Source organism: Solimonas flava DSM 18980, from assembly GCF_000426685.1.
In the GTDB taxonomy this organism is placed as follows: domain Bacteria; phylum Pseudomonadota; class Gammaproteobacteria; order Nevskiales; family Nevskiaceae; genus Solimonas; species Solimonas flava.
This window is the reverse complement of the sequence record NZ_AUFV01000009.1, coordinates 32,906-53,424: the sequence shown is the minus strand read 5'-3', so window position 1 is coordinate 53,424 and position 20,519 is coordinate 32,906. Positions and strand designations below refer to the sequence as shown.

The following is a 20,519-nucleotide window of genomic DNA, read 5'->3' as shown; positions in this document are numbered from 1 at the left end:
ATGCGGCTGCGCACACGCCTCGCGCTGTGGTTCACGCTGGGCATCGTCGTCACCGTGGCGATGAGCTTCACGCTCGGCTCGCAGGTCTGGCGCCTGATGTACCGCGAGTACGATGCCGCCGCCGAGGCGCGCACCGCCGCCGCGCTGCTCAAGGAAGACGGCCCGCGCGCCGTCGAACGCTGGCAGCGCCAGCTGCGCCGCGACGACGGCATCTACCGCCTGCTGCTCGACGACGACGGCGCGCCGCTGACCGGCCACGACGGCCCGCCGCCGCCGCGTCTGCGCGACGCGATCGCCGCGTCCGAGGCCGGCAACAGCCTCGTGCAGCTGCCCGGCGGCGCGTTGCTGAAAACCGCTATCGTGCTGACTGAGGACGGCCGCCGCCTGCGCTGGGTCGCCGTCATCCCGCCGCCGCGCGGCCCCGACATGCGCCGCGTCGACACGCTGCTGCTGCTCGCGATCGGCTTCGTCGTGATGACGCTCTCCGCCTGGCTCGTGGCGCGCCGCATCACGCAGCCGGTCGCCGCGCTGCAGCGCGCCAGCCGCGCCGTCGCCGAAGGCCGCCTCGACGCGCGCGTGCCGGCCGACGTCGCCGGCCGCCACGACGAGATCGGCGCGCTGGCCGTCGACTTCAATCACATGGCCGAACGCCTGCAGCGCCTGCTCGATGCACAGCAGCAGCTGCTGCGCGACATCTCGCACGAGCTGCGCTCGCCGCTCGCACGCCTGCAGATCGCCGCCGAGCTGGCGCGCGACACGCACGCCGACGCGCAGTTCGACCGCATCGAAACCGAAGCCGCCAAGCTCGAAGAACTGATCGCCCAGCTGCTGCTGATCGCGCGACTCGAACATTGCGACACCCCGCTCGGCAGCGAAGTGCTCGAACTCGACGCGCTGATCGAAACACTCTGCGAAGACGCCCGCTTCGAGGCCCAGGCGCGCGGCATCGAGGTGCGCAGCCAGCTGCAGCCCGGCGTCCACGTGCGCGGGCAGGAGAACCTGCTGCACAGCGCGATCGAAAACGTCGTGCGCAACGCCATCCGCTACACCGCGCCCGGCAGCGCCGTCGACATCCGCCTGCAGGCCGCCGGCGAGCGCTGCACGATCGAGGTGGAAGACCGCGGCCCCGGCATTCCCGCCGATCGCCTCGAAGCCGTATTCCAGCCCTTCGTCCGCGTCTCCGAGGCGCGCGAGCGCGAAAGCGGCGGCTACGGACTCGGCCTGGCCATCGCCAAGCGCGTCATCGAAGCCAGCGGCGGCCGCATCGCCGCCGAAAACCGCGACGGCGGCGGCCTGCGCGTACGCATCGAGCTGCCCGTCACGCCGCCGCCCTGAGCGCATTCCGGTCCGCCGCGCCCTTCGCGTAAGATGCGCGCTCCGCGCGGGCCTATAGCTCAATGGTTAGAGCAGGAGACTCATAATCTCTTGGTTGCAGGTTCGAGTCCTGCTGGGCCCACCATTCCCCCGCAGCGGCGCCCGCGTATTGGGCAGGTAACTAGTGTTTGAAATGCGAACCCTCAGGTCCGCGGCGAAACGCCAAAGACCTTCTGAGCACATAGTTCACTTTACAAGTGGGGTTCGGCCATAGGCGGATCGTCGCCGGCCCGACCTCCAGCTTCGGCCCGGAAGCGATATAGATGTCTGCCTATCAACCCGAAGCGGACATTCGGCGATTCCTTTGGAGCGTTACCTCGGATATTTGAGCCCCTCCAAGCCAAGCCCACCTCGACGTTACGGCCACACCGCAATGCCGTCAGAAGCGGCTCGACTGATTGACCCCGGAAAAGTTTACCGTGAAGCTGAAAGCTAGCCGCTGTCTTGGGAGCAGAGGTCTAGCATCTACCGGCCCCAAAAAGTGTACGGCCGGCAACAAGGCCTTTGGGGTGGGCGCCGATACAGGAGCTAGCATCGGCGATACGGGAGCTGCAGGATGAATTCGACCGAGAGGTTCAACCTCAGTGAGCGGGACATATGTACGAAGCTCATAACCCCGGCGGTTCTGAGGGCAGGTTGGAGCCACCAGCAGTTCCGGGAGGAAGTCAGCCTCACGGACGGTCGAGTCATGGTACGTGGCAAGCTGGCCGCCCGGGTGCGCAACCCAGAAGCCAAGGGCGGGCCGAAGCGGGCTGACTATGTCCTATACGCGCGGCTAGGCGTTCCCCTGGCGGTTGTCGAAGCGAAGCAAGCTCGCTTCCCGGTGGGGCAAGGGATGCAGCAGGCGCTAGCCTACGCTGAGATGCTGGATGCCCCCTTCGCGATCAGCAGCAACGGGACTGCCCTTCTGTTGCATGACCGAACCGGGCTGACCTCGCCGACGGAGCGTGAAGTTCCCCTGGACGCCTTCCCGACGCACGCCGAACTGTGGGCGCTCTTTCAGCAGTGGAAGGGACTAACCGAACCCACAGCCGTCTCGCTCGTGGAGCAGCCCTTTTACACCGACGGCAGCGGCCGGGAGCCTCGGTACTACCAAAGCGTCGCGATCAACCGCGCCATCGAGGCCATTGCCAAGGGCCAACGGCGCGTGCTGCTGGTCATGGCCACGGGCACGGGCAAGACCTACACCGCCTTCCAGATCATCTGGCGCCTGTGGAAGGCCAAAGCCAAGAAGCGGATTCTGTTCTTGGCGGACCGGAACATCCTGATCGATCAAACGATGCAGCAGGACTTCGCCCCATTCGGGGAGGTGATGCACAAAGTTACCAACCGCGAGGTCAAGAAGAACTACGAGGTCTACCTGGCCCTGTACCAGGCGGTGACCGGGCGCGAAGAGTGGAAACAGATCTATCGGCAGTTCCCGGCCGACTTTTTTGACCTAGTCGTCATCGACGAGTGTCACCGCGGCAGCGCGGCGGACGACTCGGCCTGGCGCGAGGTGCTGGACTACTTCAGCGCCGCCACGCACCTTGGCCTGACGGCGACCCCGAAGGAGACGAAAGAGGTAAGCAACATCACCTACTTCGGGGACCCGGTCTACACCTACTCGTTGAAGCAAGGCATCGAAGACGGCTTCCTCGCACCCTATAAAGTGATCCGCATTGCGACCGATGTGGATGCCGTCGGCTACACGCCGGAGAAGGGCAAGGTCGACAAGCTTGGCCAAGCGGTGGAGCAGCGGCAGTACACCACCAAGGACTTCGACCGCAACCTGGTGTTGGAGAAGCGAACTCGCCTGGTCGCGAGCAAAGTTTGGGAGTACCTCAAAGCTACGGACCCGATGGCAAAAACCATTGTGTTCTGTGACGACCAGGACCATGCCGAGCGCATGCGCCAGGAGCTGGTCAAGATCATCCCTGCCGCCGCCAGCAACCGCCGCTACGTCATGCGCATCACCGGCGATGACAACGAGGGCAAGGCGCAGCTGTCGTACTTTATCGACAACGACGAGCCATACCCCGTCATCGCGACCACCTCGAAGTTGCTGACCACTGGGGTGGATGCCAAGACCTGCAAGCTGATCGTGCTGGACCAGAACATAAACTCGATGACCGAGTTCAAGCAGATCATCGGCCGCGGTACCCGCCTTCGCGAGGACTACCAGAAGCTGTACTTCACCATCATGGACTTCAAGGGCGCCACGCGCCTGTTCGCCGATCCGGACTTCGACGGCGAGCCCGTGGTGATTTACGAGCCCAAATCCGACGAACCCGTGGTGCCGCCGGACATTACCAACCCGCCCGGCACCGGCGAGCCATCGCCTCCACCCTATGGCCCCGGCACCCCAAGCGGTGAAGACACTCCACCCGGTGACGAAATAGGCGGCGATGGCGGAGGGGGTGGCGAAGGCCGAGTCAAATATGTGATCGATGATGTCAATGTGCGCGTCGCCGTCGAGCGCTCGCAGTACCTTGATGCCGACGGCAAGCTGATCACCGAGGACTACCGCGTCCTGCTCAAGGACGACATCAAGAAGGCGCTGCAGGCCGAGTTCGGCAGCCTGACCGATTTCCTTCGCCGGTGGAACGGCGCCGAGCGCAAGCAGGCTGTGCTTGAGGAACTGGCTGCCCACGGCGTCCCGCTAGAGGTCTTGCAGCAAGCCGTGCCGAACGGCGCTGAGCTGGACGTGTTCGATCTGGTGGCCCACGTCGCCTTCGACCAGAAACCACTGACCCGGCGCGAGCGCGCCAACAACGTCAAGAAGCGCGACGTGTTCGGGAAGTACGGCGACCAGGCCCGCGCGGTGCTGGAAGCCTTGCTCGACAAGTTCGCCGACTACGGCGTCCAGAACATCGAAGACGCCAAGGTTCTGGAGTTGCCGCCCTTCGACCAGTTCGGCAGCAAGACGCAGATCCGGCGCGGCATCTTTGGCGGCGTCGAACAGTTCACCCAGGCCGTGCAGGCTCTGGAACAAGCCCTCTACGAAGAAAACGACAAGAAGCAAGCCTGACCCGCTTGCGGGCAGCTTGATTTGAGAACAACGAAATGAACCTCAGCAGCACCATCAAGTCCATCCAGGACATCATGCGCAAGGACGACGGCGTCGATGGCGACGCCCAGCGCCTGGGCCAGCTCACCTGGATGCTCTTCCTCAAGGTCTTTGACCAGCGAGAGGAAGAGTGGGAAGACGACAACCCGAAGTACAAATCTCCATTGCCGGAGGCCATGCGCTGGCGCAACTGGGCCGCCTATGTGGCGGGCCCTGACGACAAGAAGAAGCCGCAGATCGCCGGCAGCGCCATCATCAGCTTCGTTAACAACGAGCTGTTCCCCGCGCTCAAGGAGCTGGACGCCAACGCCAGCCCGCAGCACAAGGTGATCCGCAGCGTCTTCGAAGACGCCAACAACTACATGAAGTCCGGCACGCAGCTGCTGGCCGTGATCGAGAAGCTGGAAGAGGCCATCAACTTCCACGACTTCAAGACGCGTGCCAGCCTGGGCGACGTGTACGAGCAGTTGCTGAACGACCTTCGCGGTGCCGGCAACGCGGGCGAGTTCTACACTCCGCGTGCCATCACCCAGTTCATGGCCGACCGGCTAAACCCGAGTCTGTCCAAGCGTGAGACGGTGATGGATCCGGCCTGCGGCACTGGTGGCTTCCTGACAGCGGCGATCGATCACCTGCGCAACCAACTGACGGCCAAGTCCAGCGCCGCCGACAAGGCCGCCATCGAGGGGCTGATCCGGGGCATCGAGAAGAAGCAGCTGCCGCACTTGCTGTGCACCACCAATATGCTGCTGCACGGCATCGACGTGCCCAGTCAGATCGAGCATCGCAACACCCTGGGCGTGGGCTGGAACGAGTGGAGCGCCAACGACAAGGTCGATTGCGTCATCACGAACCCTCCCTTTGGCGGCTACGAGGACGACGGCGTGGGCGGCGACTACCCGGCCGACCTGCGCACGCGCGAAACCGCCGACATGTTCATGGCGCTCATCGTCAAGAAGCTGCTCAAGGAGAACGGACGCGCCGCCGTGGTGCTGCCCGACGGATTCCTGTTCGGTGACGGTATCAAGGCCACGCTGAAGAAGTTGCTGCTGCGCGACTGCAAGCTGCACACCATCGTGCGTCTGCCGAAGGGCGTGTTTGCACCGTACACCACGATCAAGACCAACCTGCTGTTCTTCACCAAGGGTGCTGTGGTGGACGATGGCACGGAGCACTTCCACACCGACACCATCTGGTACTACGAGCACCCATACCCGCCCGGCTACAAGAGCTACAGCAAGACCAAGCCCATCCGCTTCGAGGAGTTCAAGCCCGAGCAGGAGTGGTGGGGCAGCGAGGCGAATGACTTTGCCGACCGGGTGGAGAGCGAGTTCGCCTGGAAGGTGGACTTCAAGACCAAGCGTGAGCAGGCGGAGGCTGCCGCACAGCCCCATTGGGACCGTGCAGAGCAGTTGGGTAATGAGGCCAGCGCGCTGGATAACCGCATCCGCGACCTGCGCGAATCCATTAAGGGTGTGAGCGATGGCAAGCTGCGCCTGCCGGTGGAAGCTGAGATCGAGGCACTGCGCACTCAGGCCGATACCCTGCGCCTCCAAGCCCGCGATGCTCAGGCGGCCGGTGACCGCCTGTACTGGCCGATCTACAACCTAGACCTGAAGAACCCCAACGCGCCCGAGGAAGAGAGCCACGACCCCGATGTGTTGTTAGACAAGTACAAGACTCTGCTGGGCCTGATCGAAGAGACCGAGAACCGCCTGAAGAGCGAGCTTGCTGCGGCGCTGGCGCACCACTTCTCGGGCGAGGACGAGTGATGAATGCGCAGCAGTTTCTGGCGGAGTTTGGACATGTCGCCAACGCCCCTGGTGGGGTGGACAGCCTTCGTTCGATGGTGCTGTCATTGGCATTCAGCGGGAGACTGACCACCTCATCCGGGGCCTCCGTCGAGCCTCTCATCGAAGCGATCGAAAGACGGCGCGCAGCCGCCAACATCGAGACAAGAGTTCAGCGGCTTGCTAGAGATCGCGCACATCGGGCAGTGGACCAAGGCTACTTCGCAATCCCCGATGGTTGGCGTTGGGTCAGTTTGAGCTCAGTCGGCCACACCTGGGGCCAGAAGAAGCCAACAGAAGACTTCTATTACATCGATGTCTCCTCGATCGATAACAAAGCTGGGATGTTGTCGCCCGTACTAGAAGTTGTGTCGGCGTCCGCCGCACCCAGTCGTGCCAGGAAGATCGTCAAGAAGGGTACGTTGATCTACTCGACTGTGCGGCCGTATCTGCTGAACGTCGCCATTGTCAATCGAGACGTCAACCGAGAGCTGATCGCAAGTACGGCGTTTGCGGTAGTGCATCCATGGCGGGGAATCGAAGCAAGGTATCTCTATCACTACCTTCGAAGCCCGCACTTCGTCCGATACGTAGAGTCGGTTCAGATCGGCATGGCCTATCCCGCCATCAGCGACGACAAATTCTATTCGGGCCTAGTGCCTATTCCGCCCACCGAGGAGCAAGTCCGCATTGTCGCCAAAGTCGACGAGCTGATGGCCTTGTGCGATCAGCTGGAGGAGCAACAACAAGACCGCCGCAAGCTGCAGAACGCCCTGCGCCAGTCCACCCTGCAAGCCCTCGCCGGCGCCCAGAGCCCGCATGAGCTGCAGACTAGCTGGCAACGCCTGCAAGCCAACTTCGGGCGCTTGTTCAGCGATGCAAGTGATGTGGCTGAGTTGCGCTCGCTGCTGGTCGAGCTTGCAATTCGGGGTGTCCTGACCCCCGAAGGCATTCAGGAATCTGGGAACGACCCGGCGAGGCCGGCGGTTCCTCAGTCAATCCAACGAGCGGGCAGGCGCTTCGCGAAGGTTACACACGTCGACCCACCGTTTGATCTGCCTGCAACGTGGACCTGGGCTCTGTTTGACGAACTGCTGGACGGATCAGATTCGGGCTGGAGCCCAAAGTGCGAGGCAGAGCCCCGTCGCCAAGGCGAGTGGGGTGTCTTAAAGGTCAGCGCCGTTACGTGGGGTGAGTTTCGCGCTGATGAAAACAAGCGACTGCCGCCCTCCCTTGATCCACGACCAGAGTGCGAAGTGAAGGCGGGTGATTTCCTTCTTTCGAGGGCGAACACTGCCGACCTTGTCGCCCGCAGCGTCATAGCACCGCTTGACGTCCCGGATCGTCTCTTGATGAGCGACAAGATCGTTCGACTCAGCTTTGTAGACCCGGAGTTGAAGCCCTGGGTCAATTTGGTCAATAACTCGCATTTCGCACGGGAACACTACCGCTTGAATGCAACGGGTACCAGCGACTCCATGCGCAATGTGTCTCGCCAAGTGATTCACGAGCTGCCGATTCCCTTGCCGCCGAAACATGTCCAGATGGCAGTGATGCAGCGACTGGCCGAGTTGAACCTGCTGTGTGACAGCCTGGAAGATGGTTTGAAAGACAAGGCCTGGTGCTCGGCGCGTCTTTCTGAGGTCGCCATTGCCGCGCTGACAGGTATCAACATCGAGCAAACCGAGGACACTGCCGTGAAGGCTCCGCAAACCGAACTCATCGCGCCATTGCGCCTGGCCATGCCGCCCGACGTTAAAGCTCAGGCGCCACTCGCCACCATCCTGGTTCGACACCAAGGTGAAATGGCTGCGCGCGACCTGTGGCAACGCTTCGGCGGCGAGATCGACGCCTTCTACGCCCAGCTCAAGACCGAGGTGGCGCACGGCTGGATAGCCGAGCCGGAGGTGGCGCAGATGCGTGAGAAAGCCGCCGCCGAAGCGGCCAGGGCCTGACCGTGCAGTTGCGGCACCTGTCCATCCCGCAGTTCCGCAACTTGCGCGAGGTCGCGATCGACTTCGCGACGCGGCTAGAGCCTGCGCCAGGCACTGCTCCGGCCGTGGCGCCCAAGGGCATCCGCAGTCATGCGCTGATTGGCCAGAACGGCGTGGGCAAGTCCAACCTGATCGAGGCACTGATCACCATCTTCCGTGACGTCGATCTGGACCGCGACGCAGCTCTGGACTACACGCTGGAGTACGAAATCCGCGGCCACACGGTGCGGCTGCAGGCCGATACCGCCAAGCAGAAGCGACCCTTCGTGTGGGTGGACGGCAAGGCCGAGTCGCAAGGGTATCTGCTGAAGAACCGGGAGCTGTTGCCCTCTCATGTGTTTGCCTACTACTCGGGCCGCAACGAGCGCATCGAGGCGCTGTTCCAGGAGCACCAGCGCCGCTTCAACCAGCGACAGGAGATCACCGCTGACGAGGTGCTGCCTGAGCAGCTGTTGGCCAACTTCTCGGCCAGCGAGGCAGATATACGCGCGCTGGAGCAAGCGCGCCGCCGCCGCGAGGCCCGGCTGAGGCAGGCCGGCGACGACCGACTGCGCCGGTTGTTCTACTGCCGTGGCGGCCATAGTCAGCTGGTGCTCCTGGCCTGCCTGTTGTCGGACGATCCGGTGTTCCAGAAGGTGCTGAAGAACCTGCACATCGAGTCGCTCGAGTCAGCCCTATTCGTGCTGAAGGAGCCGCACCGCTTGCGCGAAAAGCGCCGAGGCGGCCGCTTCGACGAGAACGAGCTGAACGAGGGCGACCCTCGCTTCTGGTACGCACGCGGCAATGTCGTGAGCGAGTTCCTCGACAAGCTGTGGCAGGTTGCCTGGGCCCCCATCGAACAAGAGGCCACGCAGCAGATCGACTTCCGCGGCCGGACGGAAAAGCAGAAGCAGCTTTACCTATTCGTACCCAACCAGGCCAAGCTTAGGAAACTAGGCGAGCTGGTGGGCGGCACCGACAGTTTCTTCCGTTATGCCGAAGGGGCCTACATCGGCGACCTGATCGAGGAAGTGCGCATCACGGTCAAGAAGCGCGACGAACACGGCGGCGCGGTGAGCTTCACGCAGCTGTCCGAGGGCGAGCTCCAGATGCTCACCGTGCTGGGGCTGATGCGTATCACCCGCGAAGACCATTGCCTATTCCTGCTCGACGAGCCGGATACGCACCTGAACCCGATCTGGAAGTTGCGCTACTTCGACGACATCGAGGGGGTACTGGGCGCAGAGACTGGCCACACCGAACAAGGTCAATCGCAGATCCTCATCACGACCCATGATCCGATGATGGTGGGCAGCTTGAAGCGCGAGCAGGTGCACATCTTGCGCAGACAGGGCCAGAACACAGTGGTGGACATTCCCGACGAGCACCCACAGGGGATGGGCGTGACAGGGCTTCTGAAGAGCGAACTGTTCGGCCTATCGTCAACGCTGGATGTGGAGACCGAGCGGCGCTTGTTCCGCCGCAACGAGTTGTTCGTCAAGCGGCCCCGCACAGCAGAGGAAGATGCCGAGCTGACCCGCCTGTCGGCCGAGTTGGCTGACTTGGGCTTCTCGACGGCGGACTTCCGCGATCCGGACTACGCACTGTTTGTGCGCAAAATGGCGGAGCACCGCAAGTTCCGTAAACCCACGCTTAGCCCGGAAGAGCAGGCCGAGCAGAACAGGGTGGCGGACGAGATCATCGAAGAGATCCTTCGCGAGGAAGCTGGCAAGTGATCTTCATCGACCTGGAACACAAGCGGCCGACAGACAACGATATTCCCGGTTGGACGCCATGGACGCAGGCTCAGTGGGACGGATGGCTGGCGAAGTCGGCGCAGCTGGTGACTGCCCTGGAAAAGTTACAGGCTGCGGGCAAGCGCGACGAGCGCAATGCCCTGATCGACGCCAACAGTGCGCACTGGGGGGCGCTGAAAGAGTGGCTGCTCGCGCTATCGGGCGGCAAGTGTTGGTTCTCCGAAGTCCGCGATCTCTACTCACACTACGACGTGGAGCACTTCCGCCCAAAGAAGCAGGCCAAGACCTTGGACGGCACCGAGCGTGACGGCTACTGGTGGTTGGCTTTCGACTACATGAACTTTCGAGTTTGCGGCAACGTCGGCAATCGGAAGAAGGGCGGCTGGTTCCCCTTGCAGCAAGGCTCGCTGTGCTCGACGTTCGACGCGCGTTGCGAGGAGTCCGAGGCGCCCTACCTGCTGGATCCAATCGACGACGACGACGTCTCACTCATCGCCTTTGATGAAGAGGGCAAGCTCATCCCGATGCCGGGCAGTTCCCTGTGGGAGCAGGAGCGCGTGAGCGAGACCGTGAAGCGCCTGAAGCTGAACGAGCACGTGCCGCTGGCAGAGGCGCGCCGCAGCGTTTGGCAGAAGGTCGACGCCTTGATTGAAGACTTCCAGGCTGCGAAGGCTAAGTGCGCAGGCGGCAAGAACCCGGCGGCGAAGGCCAAGCTCTTGGAGGTCCGCGCGAAGGTTCGCGAACTGACGCATCGCTCGGCCGAACTATCGTCAGTGGCGCGTTGGTGCCTCCAAGTTCGCAACGAGCCGCAGCTGTTGAAGCTGGTGGCCTAATTGAAGCAAATGGGGCCCCCATTCATCCACCTCGCTGTCGGCGACGCGATCGAGCAGCGCCTGGGCGCTCCGCATCGCCGGCACGGCCGACGGGCGCGCGAGTCCAGTGCTGTCGCGCCCTCAAAATTGCTGACGGTTCCGCACCAGCGCCACGGCGTCGGCGCCGGCCGGGAAATGCAGCTGGCCGGAGAGGTCGTTGGCGGCGCGCCACACGGCCTCGGCGACGTCGCTGGCCTGCGTCACCGATTCCACCTGTGAGAAGCCGGCAAACACCTCGTGGGCGTAGGCCTCGTACGGCTTCGGGATCAGGCCCTGCATGCGCTGCTGGCCGTTGGCGGCGAAGCTCGTTGACGGACCGTAGCCGGGTTCGACGAGCCTGACGCGGATATCGAAGGCGCCGAGTTCGTGCTGGAGCGACGCGGAGAATCCTTCGATGGCGGTCTTGCTCGCGGTGTAGGCGGCGACGAGCGGGAACGGCGCCAGCGTCGTGCTGGACGTGACGTTGACGATGGTGCCGGCCCGGCGCTCGCGGAACTGCGGCAGGACGGCCTGGCACATCGCCATGACGCCGAAGGTGTTGGTCTCGAAGATCTCGCGCACGGTGGCCATCGGCGTGGCCTCGAACGCGCCGAGCAGACCGATGCCGGCGTTGTTCACCAGCACGTCGATCGGGCCTGCGACCTGCAGCGCCTGCGCCAGGCTTTCGGGCCGGGTGACGTCGAGCGCAACGACGCGCAGCCGCTCCGACGCGGGCAGCAGGTCCTGCCGCGGGGTCCGCATGGTCGCGATGACCTTCCAGCCCTGCGCGAGAAAATGCCCGGCGGTGGCCAGGCCGTAACCGGACGAGCAGCCCGTGATCAATACCGTTTTCATGTCGCACTCCGCGTTTGTGATTGATGCAGCGGAGACGATGGTAGGCAGCCGAACCCGGATGATCGACAATCATCCGTCCATATTTATTTAGCGATCGTCCGGATGAGCGACCCGCTGTCCGAAGTGGTCCAGCTGCTGCGTCCGCGCGCGGTGTTCTCCAACCTCATCAGCGGCAAGGGCAGCTGGGCGGTGCGCTACGCCGAGTACGGGCAGCCCAGTTTCTGCATCGTGCTCGACGGCGACTGCCGGCTCGCGGTCGACGGCCACGAGGCGGTGACGATCGGCGCCGGCGATTTCGTGCTGCTGCCGACGACGCCGGCCTTCACGATCTCCAGCTTCGCGCCGGCGCCGCCCGTGCATCTCGATCCGCATCAGGTCGCCGGCGGCGGCGAGCTGCGCTACGGCATGGCCGGCGGCACACCCGACATGCGTTCGCTCGGCGGCGCGTTCACGTTCGACTGCGCCGATCCGCGTCTGCTGGTGGCGCTGCTGCCGACCATCGTGCACGTGCGGGGTTCGGCGCGGCTGACGCAGCTCGTCAGGCTCGTCGGCGAGGAATCGGACGGCCGCCAGCCCGGCAGCGCGTTCATGCTGTCGCGGCTCGTCGACATGCTGCTCATCGAAGCGATGCGCGCGACCACCGCCGGCGGCGCGCCGCCCGGCCTGCTGCGCGGGCTCGGCGATGAACGGCTCGCCGTTGCATTGAAGCTGATGCACGCGCAGCTCGCCCGCTCCTGGACCGTCGACCAGCTCGCCAGAGCTGCGGCGCTTTCGCGAACGAGCTTCTTCGAGCGCTTCACGCGGATCGTCGGCATGGCGCCGATGGAATATCTGCTGTCGTGGCGCATGGAGATCGCCAAGGATCTGCTCAGGCGCCGGGAGTTGAACGTGTCGGAGATCGCCGAGCGCGTGGGCTACGGCTCGTCCAGCGCCTTCAGCGTCGCCTTCAGCAAGAAGGTCGGCGTCTCGCCCGGCCGGTTTGCGCGCGACGCTTGAGGAAGCGCTGAAGCATTCCGTCGTCGCGAGGCCGCGCGGCATTGAGGAAACCCTGAAAAACGCCGTCATCGCGAGACCGCGCAGCGGCCGTGGCGAGCCGGACGCCACCGGTGCGTGCATCACCGGATCGCTTCATCGCCGACGGCGCTTCGCCATGACGATGGATGCGCTTTTCAGCGGGTCCTCAAGCCGAAACACCGACGGCGCCTCCGGCTTCCGTCAGCGCATGGAAATATATTTGTCAGCCTGACGTCATAAACGCTTTCGATACTCCCGGTCCCGTTTCCGCTCGTTCACCTGCCGCCGGCCTGGCGCGCGGGGCGACGCAAACTGCCGAGGAGATCATCGGGATGCGCTTTACCACCCTTTCCATCGCGGTCGCCGCAACCTCCATCCTTTGCGGGTGCTCCGGCGGCGGCGGCAACGACGCCCCGCAGAAGACCGTGCTGGCCGCGATCGGCGACTCGCCCTACGGCACCTCGCCGACCGATACCGCGCAGTTCGACGTCTATCCGCAGTTCATCGCCGCGATCAACGCCGATGCGGACGTCTCGCTCGTGCTGCACGCCGGTGACACGCACTCGGGCAAGCAGTACTGCACCGAGGCCTACAACCAGTCGATCTACGATCTGTGGACTTCGTTCAAGGCGCCGCTGGTCTACACGCCCGGCGACAACGAATGGGCGGACTGCCACAAATCCAAGGAAGGCGGCGGCAGCTACAACGCCGCCACCGGATCGATCGCCTACGTGGTCGACGGCGACGGCCAGCTGGTGGACTACGCGGGCGGCGATCCGCTGGCCAATCTGCAGCTCGTGCGTTCGATCTTCTTCGCCAACCCGGAGAAGGCGTTCGGCGGGACGATGGACGTCCATTCGCAGGCCGACGAATACGACACCGCGCATCCGGCCGACAACGCCTACGCCGAAAACGTCTGGTTCGAACGCGGCGGCGCGCTGGTCGTCTCGGTCAACATCCCGGGCGGCTCCAACAACGGCACGGACCCCTGGTACGGCGCGCCGTCGATGAGCCCGGCCCAGCAGCAGGACGTCGCCGGCCGCACCGCGGCGGCGCTGCGCTGGATCGACTACGCGTTCAAGACCGCGACCGATCACAAGGACCAGGCGGTGCTGATCCTGACCCAGGCCGACATGTGGGATCTCGACGGCAAGGCCGCGACGCACATCGCCGGCTATGCGCCGTACCTCGACAAGATCGCCGCGCTCACGGCCGGCTTCGGCAAGCCGGTGCTGCTGATCAACGGCGACTCGCACGGCTATCGCTCGGACAATCCGCTGAAGAGCGGCGCCGCCTGCGTGACCGAAGATTCAGCCGCGCCGTCGGAGATTGCCTGCACGGACGACGCCTACGCCAACCAGTCCAGCAACCGGTCCTCGTCCGCCGACGTCGAGAACTTCCATCGCCTGGTCGTGCACGGCAGCAGCGCGCCGATGGAATGGCTGAAGCTCAGCATCGATCCGGCCGCGAACGCCGCCGCCTCCGACGACAAGGCCGGCAGCGGCGCCTTCGGTCCGTTCAGCTGGACGCGCAAGCCCACGAACCTGCCGCAGGCGGATTCGTAACAAGCGGCCTGCGCCGGCGCGACGCAACGGCAACCCAGGCACCGCCCGCGGCTCGCGGGCGGTGCTTTTTTTGTGCAGCGCGCACGGCGACGCAGCGCCCGGCCGCCACCGCTGCCTGTTGCCTGTTGCCTGTTGCCTGTTGCCTGTTGCCTGTTGCCCGCGACTCTTGCACGTAGCCCGGCCCTGGGGCCGCTCTGAAAAACGCCGTCATCGCGAGGCCGCGCCGCGGCCGTGGCGATCCACAGCCGCCACCGGCGTCGTGCACCGCGGGACCGCTTCGTCGCCGACGGCGCCCCGGCGTCGCGATGTAGGCGCCTTTGCAGAGGCCGCCTAGAATCGCGGGCTCGCGCGCGGCGTCCGCCGCGTCCCTCCCGCAGCACGGCGGAGCACGAAGCATGCAGAAGCTCGCCATCATCACCGGCGCCGCACAGGGCATCGGCCGCGGTCTGGTCCGTCACTTCCTCGGCGCCGGCTGGCGCGTCGCCGCGCTCGATCTCGACGCCGAGGCGCTCGCCGATCTCGCCGCACAGCATCCCGGAGCGCCGCTGCTCGGCCTGCAGACGGACGTCGGCGACGAAGCGCAGGTCGCGGCGGCGTTCGCGGCGCTCGCCGACTGGCAGCGCGGCGCCGCTCAGCCGGCGGGCGCGGACCTGCTGGTCAACAACGCCGGCCTCGCCGATCCGCACAGCGGGCCGATCGAAACGCTCTCGCTCGCCGCCTGGCGGCGCTGGCAGGACAGTCACCTGACCGGCGCCTTCCTCTGCACGCGCGCCGCCGTGCCGGGCCTGCGCGAGCGCGGCGGCGCCATCGTCAACATCGCCTCGACGCGCGCGCTGCATTCGGAACCGGATTGCGAGGCTTATGCCGCCGCCAAGGGCGGCCTGCTGTCATTCACGCACGCGCTGGCGGTCAGCCTCGGCCCGGCGATCCGCGTCAACGCGATCTGCCCCGGCTGGATCGAAACCGGCGCCGAGCAGAAGCCGGCGCGCCGGCGCGCGGTCGCGCATCGCCAGATCGATGACGCGCAGCATCCCGTCGGCCGCGTCGGCACGGTCGATGACATCGCCCAGGCCGTCGCCTTTCTCGCCTCGGCGCAGGCCGGCTTCGTCACCGGCCAGTCGCTGGTCGTCGACGGCGGTATGACACGCAGGATGATCTACGCCGAGTAGTCCGGCATCGATTCGCTCGGCGCGCCGCAGGCGACGACGACGCGGTCGCGGCCGCCGCGCTTGGCTTCGTACATCGCGCGGTCGGCGCGCTCGAGCACCTGCTCCAGCAGATCGCCGCGGCCGGCCACGCAGATGCCGAGCGAGGCGGTGATGGCGGGCGCATCGGGGCCGAGGCCGGGCCAGCTCGCGCCGGCGATGGCCGCGCGCAGGCGCTCGGCCAGCGCGGCGCATGACGCCATGCCGCAGTCCGGCAGCAGCACGGCGAACTCCTCGCCGCCGAGCCGCGCGAACACATCGCCCGGCCGCAGCAGCGGCGCGACGATGTCCTTCATCGCGCGCAGCACGCCGTCGCCGGCGGCGTGGCCGTGCCGGTCGTTGACCGATTTGAAATGATCGAGATCCAGCATCACCAGCCCGAGCGGCGTGCCGCCGTGCACCGCACGAAGCAGCGCACGCCCGGCGGCGGCGACAAAGGCGCGGCGGTTCGGCAGGCCGGTCAGCTCGTCGGTCGACGCGTGCTGCTCCAGCATGCGCGCCTGGCGCAGGCGATGCGTGATGTCCTGGATCTGGGCGATGAACTGCAGCGGCCGCCCGTCGACGCTGCGCAGCAGCGAGACATCGAGCTGGATGTGCACGATGTGCCCGAGGCGGTGGAAATAGCGCTTCTCGATCCGGTAGCTGCTGCGTTCGCCGTACAGCAGCTGGCCGATGCACTGCTCGTCCTGGGCGAGATCGTCCGGGTGCGTGATCTCGCGGAACGAACGCGCCAGCAGCTGGCCTTCGGCATAGCCGAGCATCTCGCACAGCGCCTGATTGGCACTCAGGAACGAGCCGTCGAGCCCCAGCGTCGCCAGGCCGATCGGCGCGTTCTGCAGCGTCAGCCGGAAGCGCTCGTTGCTGTCAGCGAGCGCGGCGTGGCTCTCGCTCAGCTCGGCGTTCAGGCGGCGCAGCGTGTCGCCGGTCTCGCGATGGAAGCGCAGCAGCGCGGTCGCCTTCGGCAGCAGCGGCCACAGCAGCGCGGCGGTGGCGATCGAGGCGGCGGCGGTGATCGCCTTGACCGACAGTTCGAGCCGGTAGACCGGCAGCCACAGGCTGACGATGTCGAGCAGGTGGCCGGTGCCGCAGGCGAAGATGAACAGACTGAACATGCCGAACATGGCATTGGCGTGCAGGCCGGGATTGCGGCGGATGAAGACCAGCAACGCCAGCGGCACCGAATAGTAGGCGAGCGCGATCAGCGCGCTGGCCACGACGTGCGTGACGACCAGCGCCGGATCCCAGGCCAGGCAATAGCCATGCGGCAACAGCGCCAGACCGGCCGCGGACGCGAACCCGTTCATTCCCACCCACCTCGCTTGCGCAACTCCCCCGTCGCGCAGGTTGCGGCGCCGGATGCGAAAACCTGAGAGGGCCCGCGATCAGCGGTCGGATCTGCCGATCAGGCGGTCGCCGGCCGTGGCGGCAGCCCGGGCGCGCCGCTATCGTGGCGCCATGATCATTCCCTCGCTGCTCGACACCGATCTGTACAAGTTCACGATGATGCAGGTCGTCCTGCATCAGTTCCCGGCGGCCGAGGTCGAGTACCGCTTCAAGTGCCGCACGCCCGGCGTCGACCTGTCGCCGTGCATTCCGGCGCTGCGCGAGGAGATCGCCGCGCTGTGCGCGCTGCGCTTCAGCGACGCGGAACTCGATTACCTGCGCGGCCTGCGCTTCATCCGCGGCGATTTCGTCGACTTCCTCGGCCTGTTCCATCTCAACGAGAAGTACGTGCATCTGGCGGCGGCGCCGCAGGAGCGCGGCGGCATCGAGCTGGTGGTGCGCGGACCGTGGCTGCACACGATCCTGTTCGAGATCCCGCTGCTGGCGATCATCAACGAAACCTGGTTCCGCCGGCAGCAGCCGCAGCCCGCGCTCGACGAGGGCCGCCGCCGCCTGCGCGACAAGATGCAGCTGCTCGCCGCGCGCACCGACGCCGGCTGCCGGATCGCCGACTACGGCACGCGCCGCCGCTACTCGCTGCAGTGGCACGACGAGCTGATCGAAACGCTGTCGACCACGCTCGGCGCGCGCCTGGCCGGCACCAGCAACGTGCGCCACGCGATGAGTCACGGCCTGACGCCGCTCGGCAGCATGGGTCACGAGTATCTGCAGGCCTGCCAGGCGCTCGGCCCGCGCCTGCGCGACGCGCAGACTTTCGCGTTCGAGCGCTGGGCGCAGGAGTATCGCGGCGACCTCGGCATCGCGCTGTCCGACACCTACGGCCTGGCCGCCTTCCTGCGCGACTTCGATCTGTACTTCTGCAAGCTGTTCGACGGCGCGCGTCACGATTCCGGCGATCCGTTCGCCTGGGGCGAGCGCCTGCTCGCGCACTACGCGGCGCAGCGCATCGAGCCCGCCGGCAAGACGCTGGTGTTCAGCGACGCGCTGACCTTCCCGCGCATCGTCGAACTGCACGAGCGCTTCCGCGGCCGCTGCCGGCTGTCGTTCGGCATCGGCACCAACCTCACCAACGACCTCGGCCCGGAACCGCTGAACATCGTCATCAAGATGTTCCGCTGCAACGGCCAGCCGGTCGTCAAGCTCAGCGACGATCCGAGCAAGACCATGAGCGACGACGACTCCTACCTCGCCTACCTGCGCCAGGTGTTCGCCGGCTGAGCACCGCCGGGCGTCTTGCTCAGTACGCGCTGCCGTCCTTGCGGGTGAAGCGGCGGCGGCCGTCCGCGCCGCTCGTCATCGCGAGATCGTCGTCGGGATACACGACTTCGTCGCCGACGCTGCGATCGCCGACCTCCAGGTAGACGACCGGCGCATCGCTGCGGTTGACGAGCTGGTGCGCGTCGCCGCGGCCGGCGCGAAAACCCGCGCACATGCCGGGCGCCAGCGGCGTTTCGCCGGCGTCGGTGATCAGCGTCGGATGCCCTTCCAGCACGTAGACGAATTCGTCCTGGCGGCTGTGCGCGTGACGCAGCGACGAGCTCGCGCCCGGCGCCAGCGTCGTCAGGTTGACGCCGAAGTTGGCGAGCCCGAAGGCCTCGCCCAGCGCCCGCTTGCTGCGTCCGCCGAAGCGCGCCGCGAACGGCGCGGGGTACAGCGAGGCCTGCGCGCGCGGCGCGATCCGCCGCGCGTCGAGCGCCGGCGGCAAGGGCTGCTGCGATTCGTCCATGACGACTCCCGTTTCGTCTTCCCGATACGCCACCCGGCGCGCCCGCGATCATGTCCGAAGCGCGGACGGCGCGTCACGCGCGGCGGCGCATGAGGAATCCCACCGTACTGGGCGGCGCGCCGACGCACTACGATGGCGGCCCGTCCCCCGCCGGAACCGTCCGATGTCCGCCACGCGCCTGCTCTGCCTCTGCCTCGCCCTGGTCGCCGCGCCGCTGCAGGCCGCCGCGCCTGCCGACGACGCGTTGCGCAGCGTCGCCGAGCGCTCGGGCTTCGTGCAGACCGGCCGCTACGACGAGGTGATCCGGCTCTGCGCGGCCTACGCCGCGCGCTGGCCGCAGGCGCTGCGCTGCATCGACTTCGGCACCACGCCGGAAGGCCGGCCGATGAAGGCGCTGATCGCCTCCACCAGCGGCGCGCTGACGCCGGACGCCGCGCGCCAACGGCAACTGCCGGTGGTGCTGATCCAGGGCGGCATCCATGCCGGCGAGATCGACGGCAAGGACGCCGGCCTGCTCGCGCTGCGCGAAGTGCTGGACGGCGAACTCGCCAAAGGCGTGCTCGACCGCCAGGTGCTGGTCTTCGTGCCGGTGTTCAACGTCGACGGCCACGAACGCTTCGGCCGCTGGAACCGCCCGAACCAGGTCGGCCCGGAAGAAATGGGCTGGCGCACGACCGCGCAGAACTTCAACCTCAACCGCGACTACCTGAAGGCGGACGCGCCGGAGATGCAGGCGATGCTGCGGCTGGTGAACGACTGGGACCCGATCCTCAGCGTCGACCTGCACGTCACCGACGGCGCCAAGTTCCAGCACGACATCTCGATCACGATGGAGCCGGTGCATGCCGGCGACGCGGCGATGCAGAAGGCCGGGCTCGCGCTGCGCGGCGACGTCGTCAAGAAACTCGCGCAGCAGGGCTCGCTGCCGCTGACGTTCTACCCGGCGTTCGTCGTCGACGACGATCCGTCCTCCGGCTTCGCCGACAACGTGCCGCCGCCGCGCTTCTCGCACGGCTATCCACTGCTGCGCAACCGCTACGGCATGCTGGTCGAGACGCACTCGTGGAAGGACTATCCGACGCGCGTGCGCATCACCCACAACACCATCGTCGCCGTGCTCGAACAGACCGCGCAGCACGGCCGCGAGTGGCTGAAGCTGGCGGGCGCCGCCGACGCCCGCGCGAGCCGGCTCGGCGGCACGCCGGTGGCGCTGTCGTATGCGCCGTCCGACGCCGTGCGCACGATCGATTTCCTCGGCTACGCCTACACGCGCACGCCCTCGGCCATCTCCGGCGCGCTGATGACGCGCTACGACGACACCGAGCCGCAGGTCTGGCATCTGCCGATGAAGGACGACATCCGGCCGGCGCTGAGCGTTACGGCGCCGAAGCTCGGCTATCTGGTGCCGGCCGCCGACGCGGTCTGGATGGCGGCGAAGCTCCGCCTGCACGGCATCGCTTTCGAGACGCTGACCGACGCGCAGTCGCGGCGTGCCGTGCAGGCGTTCCGCGCCAGCCAGGCGACGTTCGCGCCGCGCTCGTTCGAGAGCCACCAGATGCTGACGCTCGTCGGCGAGTGGCGCGAGGAAACGCGCGACATCGCGGCCGGCGCGCTGCTGGTGCCGATCGCGCAGCCGAAGGCGCGGCTGGTGATGGCCCTGCTCGAACCGCAGGCGCCGGATTCGCTCGCCGCCTGGGGCTTCTTCAACAACGCCTTCGAGCAGAAGGAATACATGGAGGACTACGTCGCCGAGGACGTGGCGCGCACCATGCTCGCGGACGATCCGCAGGTCGCCGCGGCGTTCACCGACCGGCTCGCGCACGATGCCGACTTCGCGAAGAACCCGAAGGCGCGCCTCGCCTTCTTCGCGCAGCGCGCGCCGTCCCGGGACGAGCGCCTGAACCTGTATCCGGTGCTGCGCGTCGATGGCTGATAGAGCCTTGACGGCGATCCCGG

The 20,519-nt window shown here is 66.3% G+C and carries 15 protein-coding genes and 1 tRNA gene; 13 read left to right on the top strand and 3 right to left on the bottom strand.

The genetic code is table 11. From position 1 onward, the window contains the following. From K343_RS23400 to K343_RS0110725, 7 genes are all read left to right on the top strand, one after another. Positions 1-1,335 (top strand): ATP-binding protein, encoded by a 1,335-nt coding sequence (locus K343_RS23400; RefSeq protein ID WP_051278187.1) that lies wholly within the window; start codon positions 1-3, stop codon positions 1,333-1,335. Positions 1,336-1,383: 48 nt separating this feature from the next. After that, positions 1,384-1,459: transfer RNA gene (locus tag K343_RS0110750), tRNA-Ile, on the top strand. A 471-nt stretch (positions 1,460-1,930) separates the two neighbouring features. Then, the gene (gene hsdR, locus K343_RS0110745; RefSeq protein ID WP_028008083.1) at positions 1,931-4,384 is read left to right on the top strand and encodes an EcoAI/FtnUII family type I restriction enzme subunit R; all 2,454 of its coding nucleotides are present in this window, start codon (positions 1,931-1,933) and stop codon (positions 4,382-4,384) included. 35 nt (positions 4,385-4,419) lie between these two features. Then, positions 4,420-6,195 carry a class I SAM-dependent DNA methyltransferase gene (locus tag K343_RS0110740; protein WP_028008082.1) on the top strand — a complete coding sequence of 592 codons (1,776 nt, stop codon included), beginning with the start codon at positions 4,420-4,422 and terminating at the stop codon, positions 6,193-6,195. Continuing rightward, positions 6,195-8,168, top strand: a complete 1,974-nt coding sequence (locus tag K343_RS0110735; RefSeq protein WP_028008081.1) for a restriction endonuclease subunit S — start codon at positions 6,195-6,197, stop codon at positions 8,166-8,168. The genes K343_RS0110740 and K343_RS0110735 overlap by 1 nt, the downstream gene beginning before the upstream one ends. A gap of 2 nt (positions 8,169-8,170) precedes the next feature. Further along, positions 8,171-9,922, top strand: a complete 1,752-nt coding sequence (locus K343_RS0110730; protein ID WP_028008080.1) for an AAA family ATPase — start codon at positions 8,171-8,173, stop codon at positions 9,920-9,922. Beyond that, entirely contained in the window at positions 9,919-10,776 is an 858-nt protein-coding gene (locus K343_RS0110725; protein WP_028008079.1) for an HNH endonuclease family protein, read from the top strand. Before K343_RS0110730 ends, K343_RS0110725 begins: the two co-directional genes overlap by 4 nt. Positions 10,777-10,896: 120 nt before the next feature. On the opposite strand, the gene K343_RS0110720 is transcribed toward K343_RS0110725, so the two are convergent. Then, positions 10,897-11,649 (bottom strand): SDR family oxidoreductase, encoded by a 753-nt coding sequence (locus K343_RS0110720; protein WP_028008078.1) that lies wholly within the window; start codon positions 11,647-11,649, stop codon positions 10,897-10,899. A gap of 102 nt (positions 11,650-11,751) precedes the next feature. Between K343_RS0110720 and K343_RS0110715 the strand changes: the two genes are divergently transcribed. From K343_RS0110715 to K343_RS0110705, 4 genes are all read left to right on the top strand, one after another. After that, the gene (locus K343_RS0110715; RefSeq protein ID WP_028008077.1) at positions 11,752-12,645 is read left to right on the top strand and encodes an AraC family transcriptional regulator; all 894 of its coding nucleotides are present in this window, start codon (positions 11,752-11,754) and stop codon (positions 12,643-12,645) included. Then, positions 12,629-12,895 carry a hypothetical protein gene (locus K343_RS24470; protein WP_154662519.1) on the top strand — a complete coding sequence of 89 codons (267 nt, stop codon included), beginning with the start codon at positions 12,629-12,631 and terminating at the stop codon, positions 12,893-12,895. Before K343_RS0110715 ends, K343_RS24470 begins: the two co-directional genes overlap by 17 nt. A 100-nt stretch (positions 12,896-12,995) precedes the next feature. Next, positions 12,996-14,228 carry a metallophosphoesterase gene (locus tag K343_RS0110710; RefSeq protein WP_028008076.1) on the top strand — a complete coding sequence of 411 codons (1,233 nt, stop codon included), beginning with the start codon at positions 12,996-12,998 and terminating at the stop codon, positions 14,226-14,228. Positions 14,229-14,623: 395 nt separating this feature from the next. Next, entirely contained in the window at positions 14,624-15,397 is a 774-nt protein-coding gene (locus K343_RS0110705) for an SDR family oxidoreductase (RefSeq protein WP_028008075.1), read from the top strand. Here the strand turns inward: K343_RS0110705 and K343_RS23395 are convergent. Further along, a complete protein-coding gene (locus tag K343_RS23395) occupies positions 15,385-16,737 on the bottom strand; it encodes a GGDEF domain-containing protein (protein ID WP_051278184.1) in 1,353 nt (450 codons plus the stop codon). The genes K343_RS0110705 and K343_RS23395 overlap by 13 nt on opposite strands. A 151-nt stretch (positions 16,738-16,888) precedes the next feature. On the opposite strand from K343_RS23395, the gene pncB reads away from it, so the two are divergent. Then, positions 16,889-18,055: a nicotinate phosphoribosyltransferase gene (gene pncB, locus K343_RS0110695; protein WP_028008074.1), complete on the top strand. Its 1,167-nt coding sequence runs from the start codon at positions 16,889-16,891 to the stop codon at positions 18,053-18,055. Positions 18,056-18,074: 19 nt separating this feature from the next. Here the strand turns inward: pncB and K343_RS0110690 are convergent, their stop codons facing one another. Beyond that, the gene (locus K343_RS0110690; protein ID WP_028008073.1) at positions 18,075-18,563 is read right to left on the bottom strand and encodes a cupin domain-containing protein; all 489 of its coding nucleotides are present in this window, start codon (positions 18,561-18,563) and stop codon (positions 18,075-18,077) included. A gap of 163 nt (positions 18,564-18,726) precedes the next feature. On the opposite strand from K343_RS0110690, the gene K343_RS0110685 reads away from it, so the two are divergent. Continuing rightward, positions 18,727-20,496 carry a M14 family metallopeptidase gene (locus tag K343_RS0110685; protein WP_028008072.1) on the top strand — a complete coding sequence of 590 codons (1,770 nt, stop codon included), beginning with the start codon at positions 18,727-18,729 and terminating at the stop codon, positions 20,494-20,496. The last annotated feature ends 23 nt before the right edge of the window (positions 20,497-20,519 follow it).

Coding starts and splice junctions, on each gene's coding strand:
- K343_RS23400 (WP_051278187.1), top strand. CDS start 1: ATGCGGCTGCGCACACGCCTCGCGCTGTGGTTCACGCTGGGCATCGTC.
- hsdR (WP_028008083.1), top strand. CDS start 1,931: ATGAATTCGACCGAGAGGTTCAACCTCAGTGAGCGGGACATATGTACG.
- K343_RS0110740 (WP_028008082.1), top strand. CDS start 4,420: ATGAACCTCAGCAGCACCATCAAGTCCATCCAGGACATCATGCGCAAG.
- K343_RS0110735 (WP_028008081.1), top strand. CDS start 6,195: ATGAATGCGCAGCAGTTTCTGGCGGAGTTTGGACATGTCGCCAACGCC.
- K343_RS0110720 (WP_028008078.1), bottom strand. CDS start 11,649: ATGAAAACGGTATTGATCACGGGCTGCTCGTCCGGTTACGGCCTGGCC.
- K343_RS0110715 (WP_028008077.1), top strand. CDS start 11,752: ATGAGCGACCCGCTGTCCGAAGTGGTCCAGCTGCTGCGTCCGCGCGCG.
- K343_RS0110710 (WP_028008076.1), top strand. CDS start 12,996: ATGCGCTTTACCACCCTTTCCATCGCGGTCGCCGCAACCTCCATCCTT.
- K343_RS0110705 (WP_028008075.1), top strand. CDS start 14,624: ATGCAGAAGCTCGCCATCATCACCGGCGCCGCACAGGGCATCGGCCGC.
- K343_RS23395 (WP_051278184.1), bottom strand. CDS start 16,737: ATGAACGGGTTCGCGTCCGCGGCCGGTCTGGCGCTGTTGCCGCATGGC.
- pncB (WP_028008074.1), top strand. CDS start 16,889: ATGATCATTCCCTCGCTGCTCGACACCGATCTGTACAAGTTCACGATG.
- K343_RS0110690 (WP_028008073.1), bottom strand. CDS start 18,563: ATGGACGAATCGCAGCAGCCCTTGCCGCCGGCGCTCGACGCGCGGCGG.
- K343_RS0110685 (WP_028008072.1), top strand. CDS start 18,727: ATGTCCGCCACGCGCCTGCTCTGCCTCTGCCTCGCCCTGGTCGCCGCG.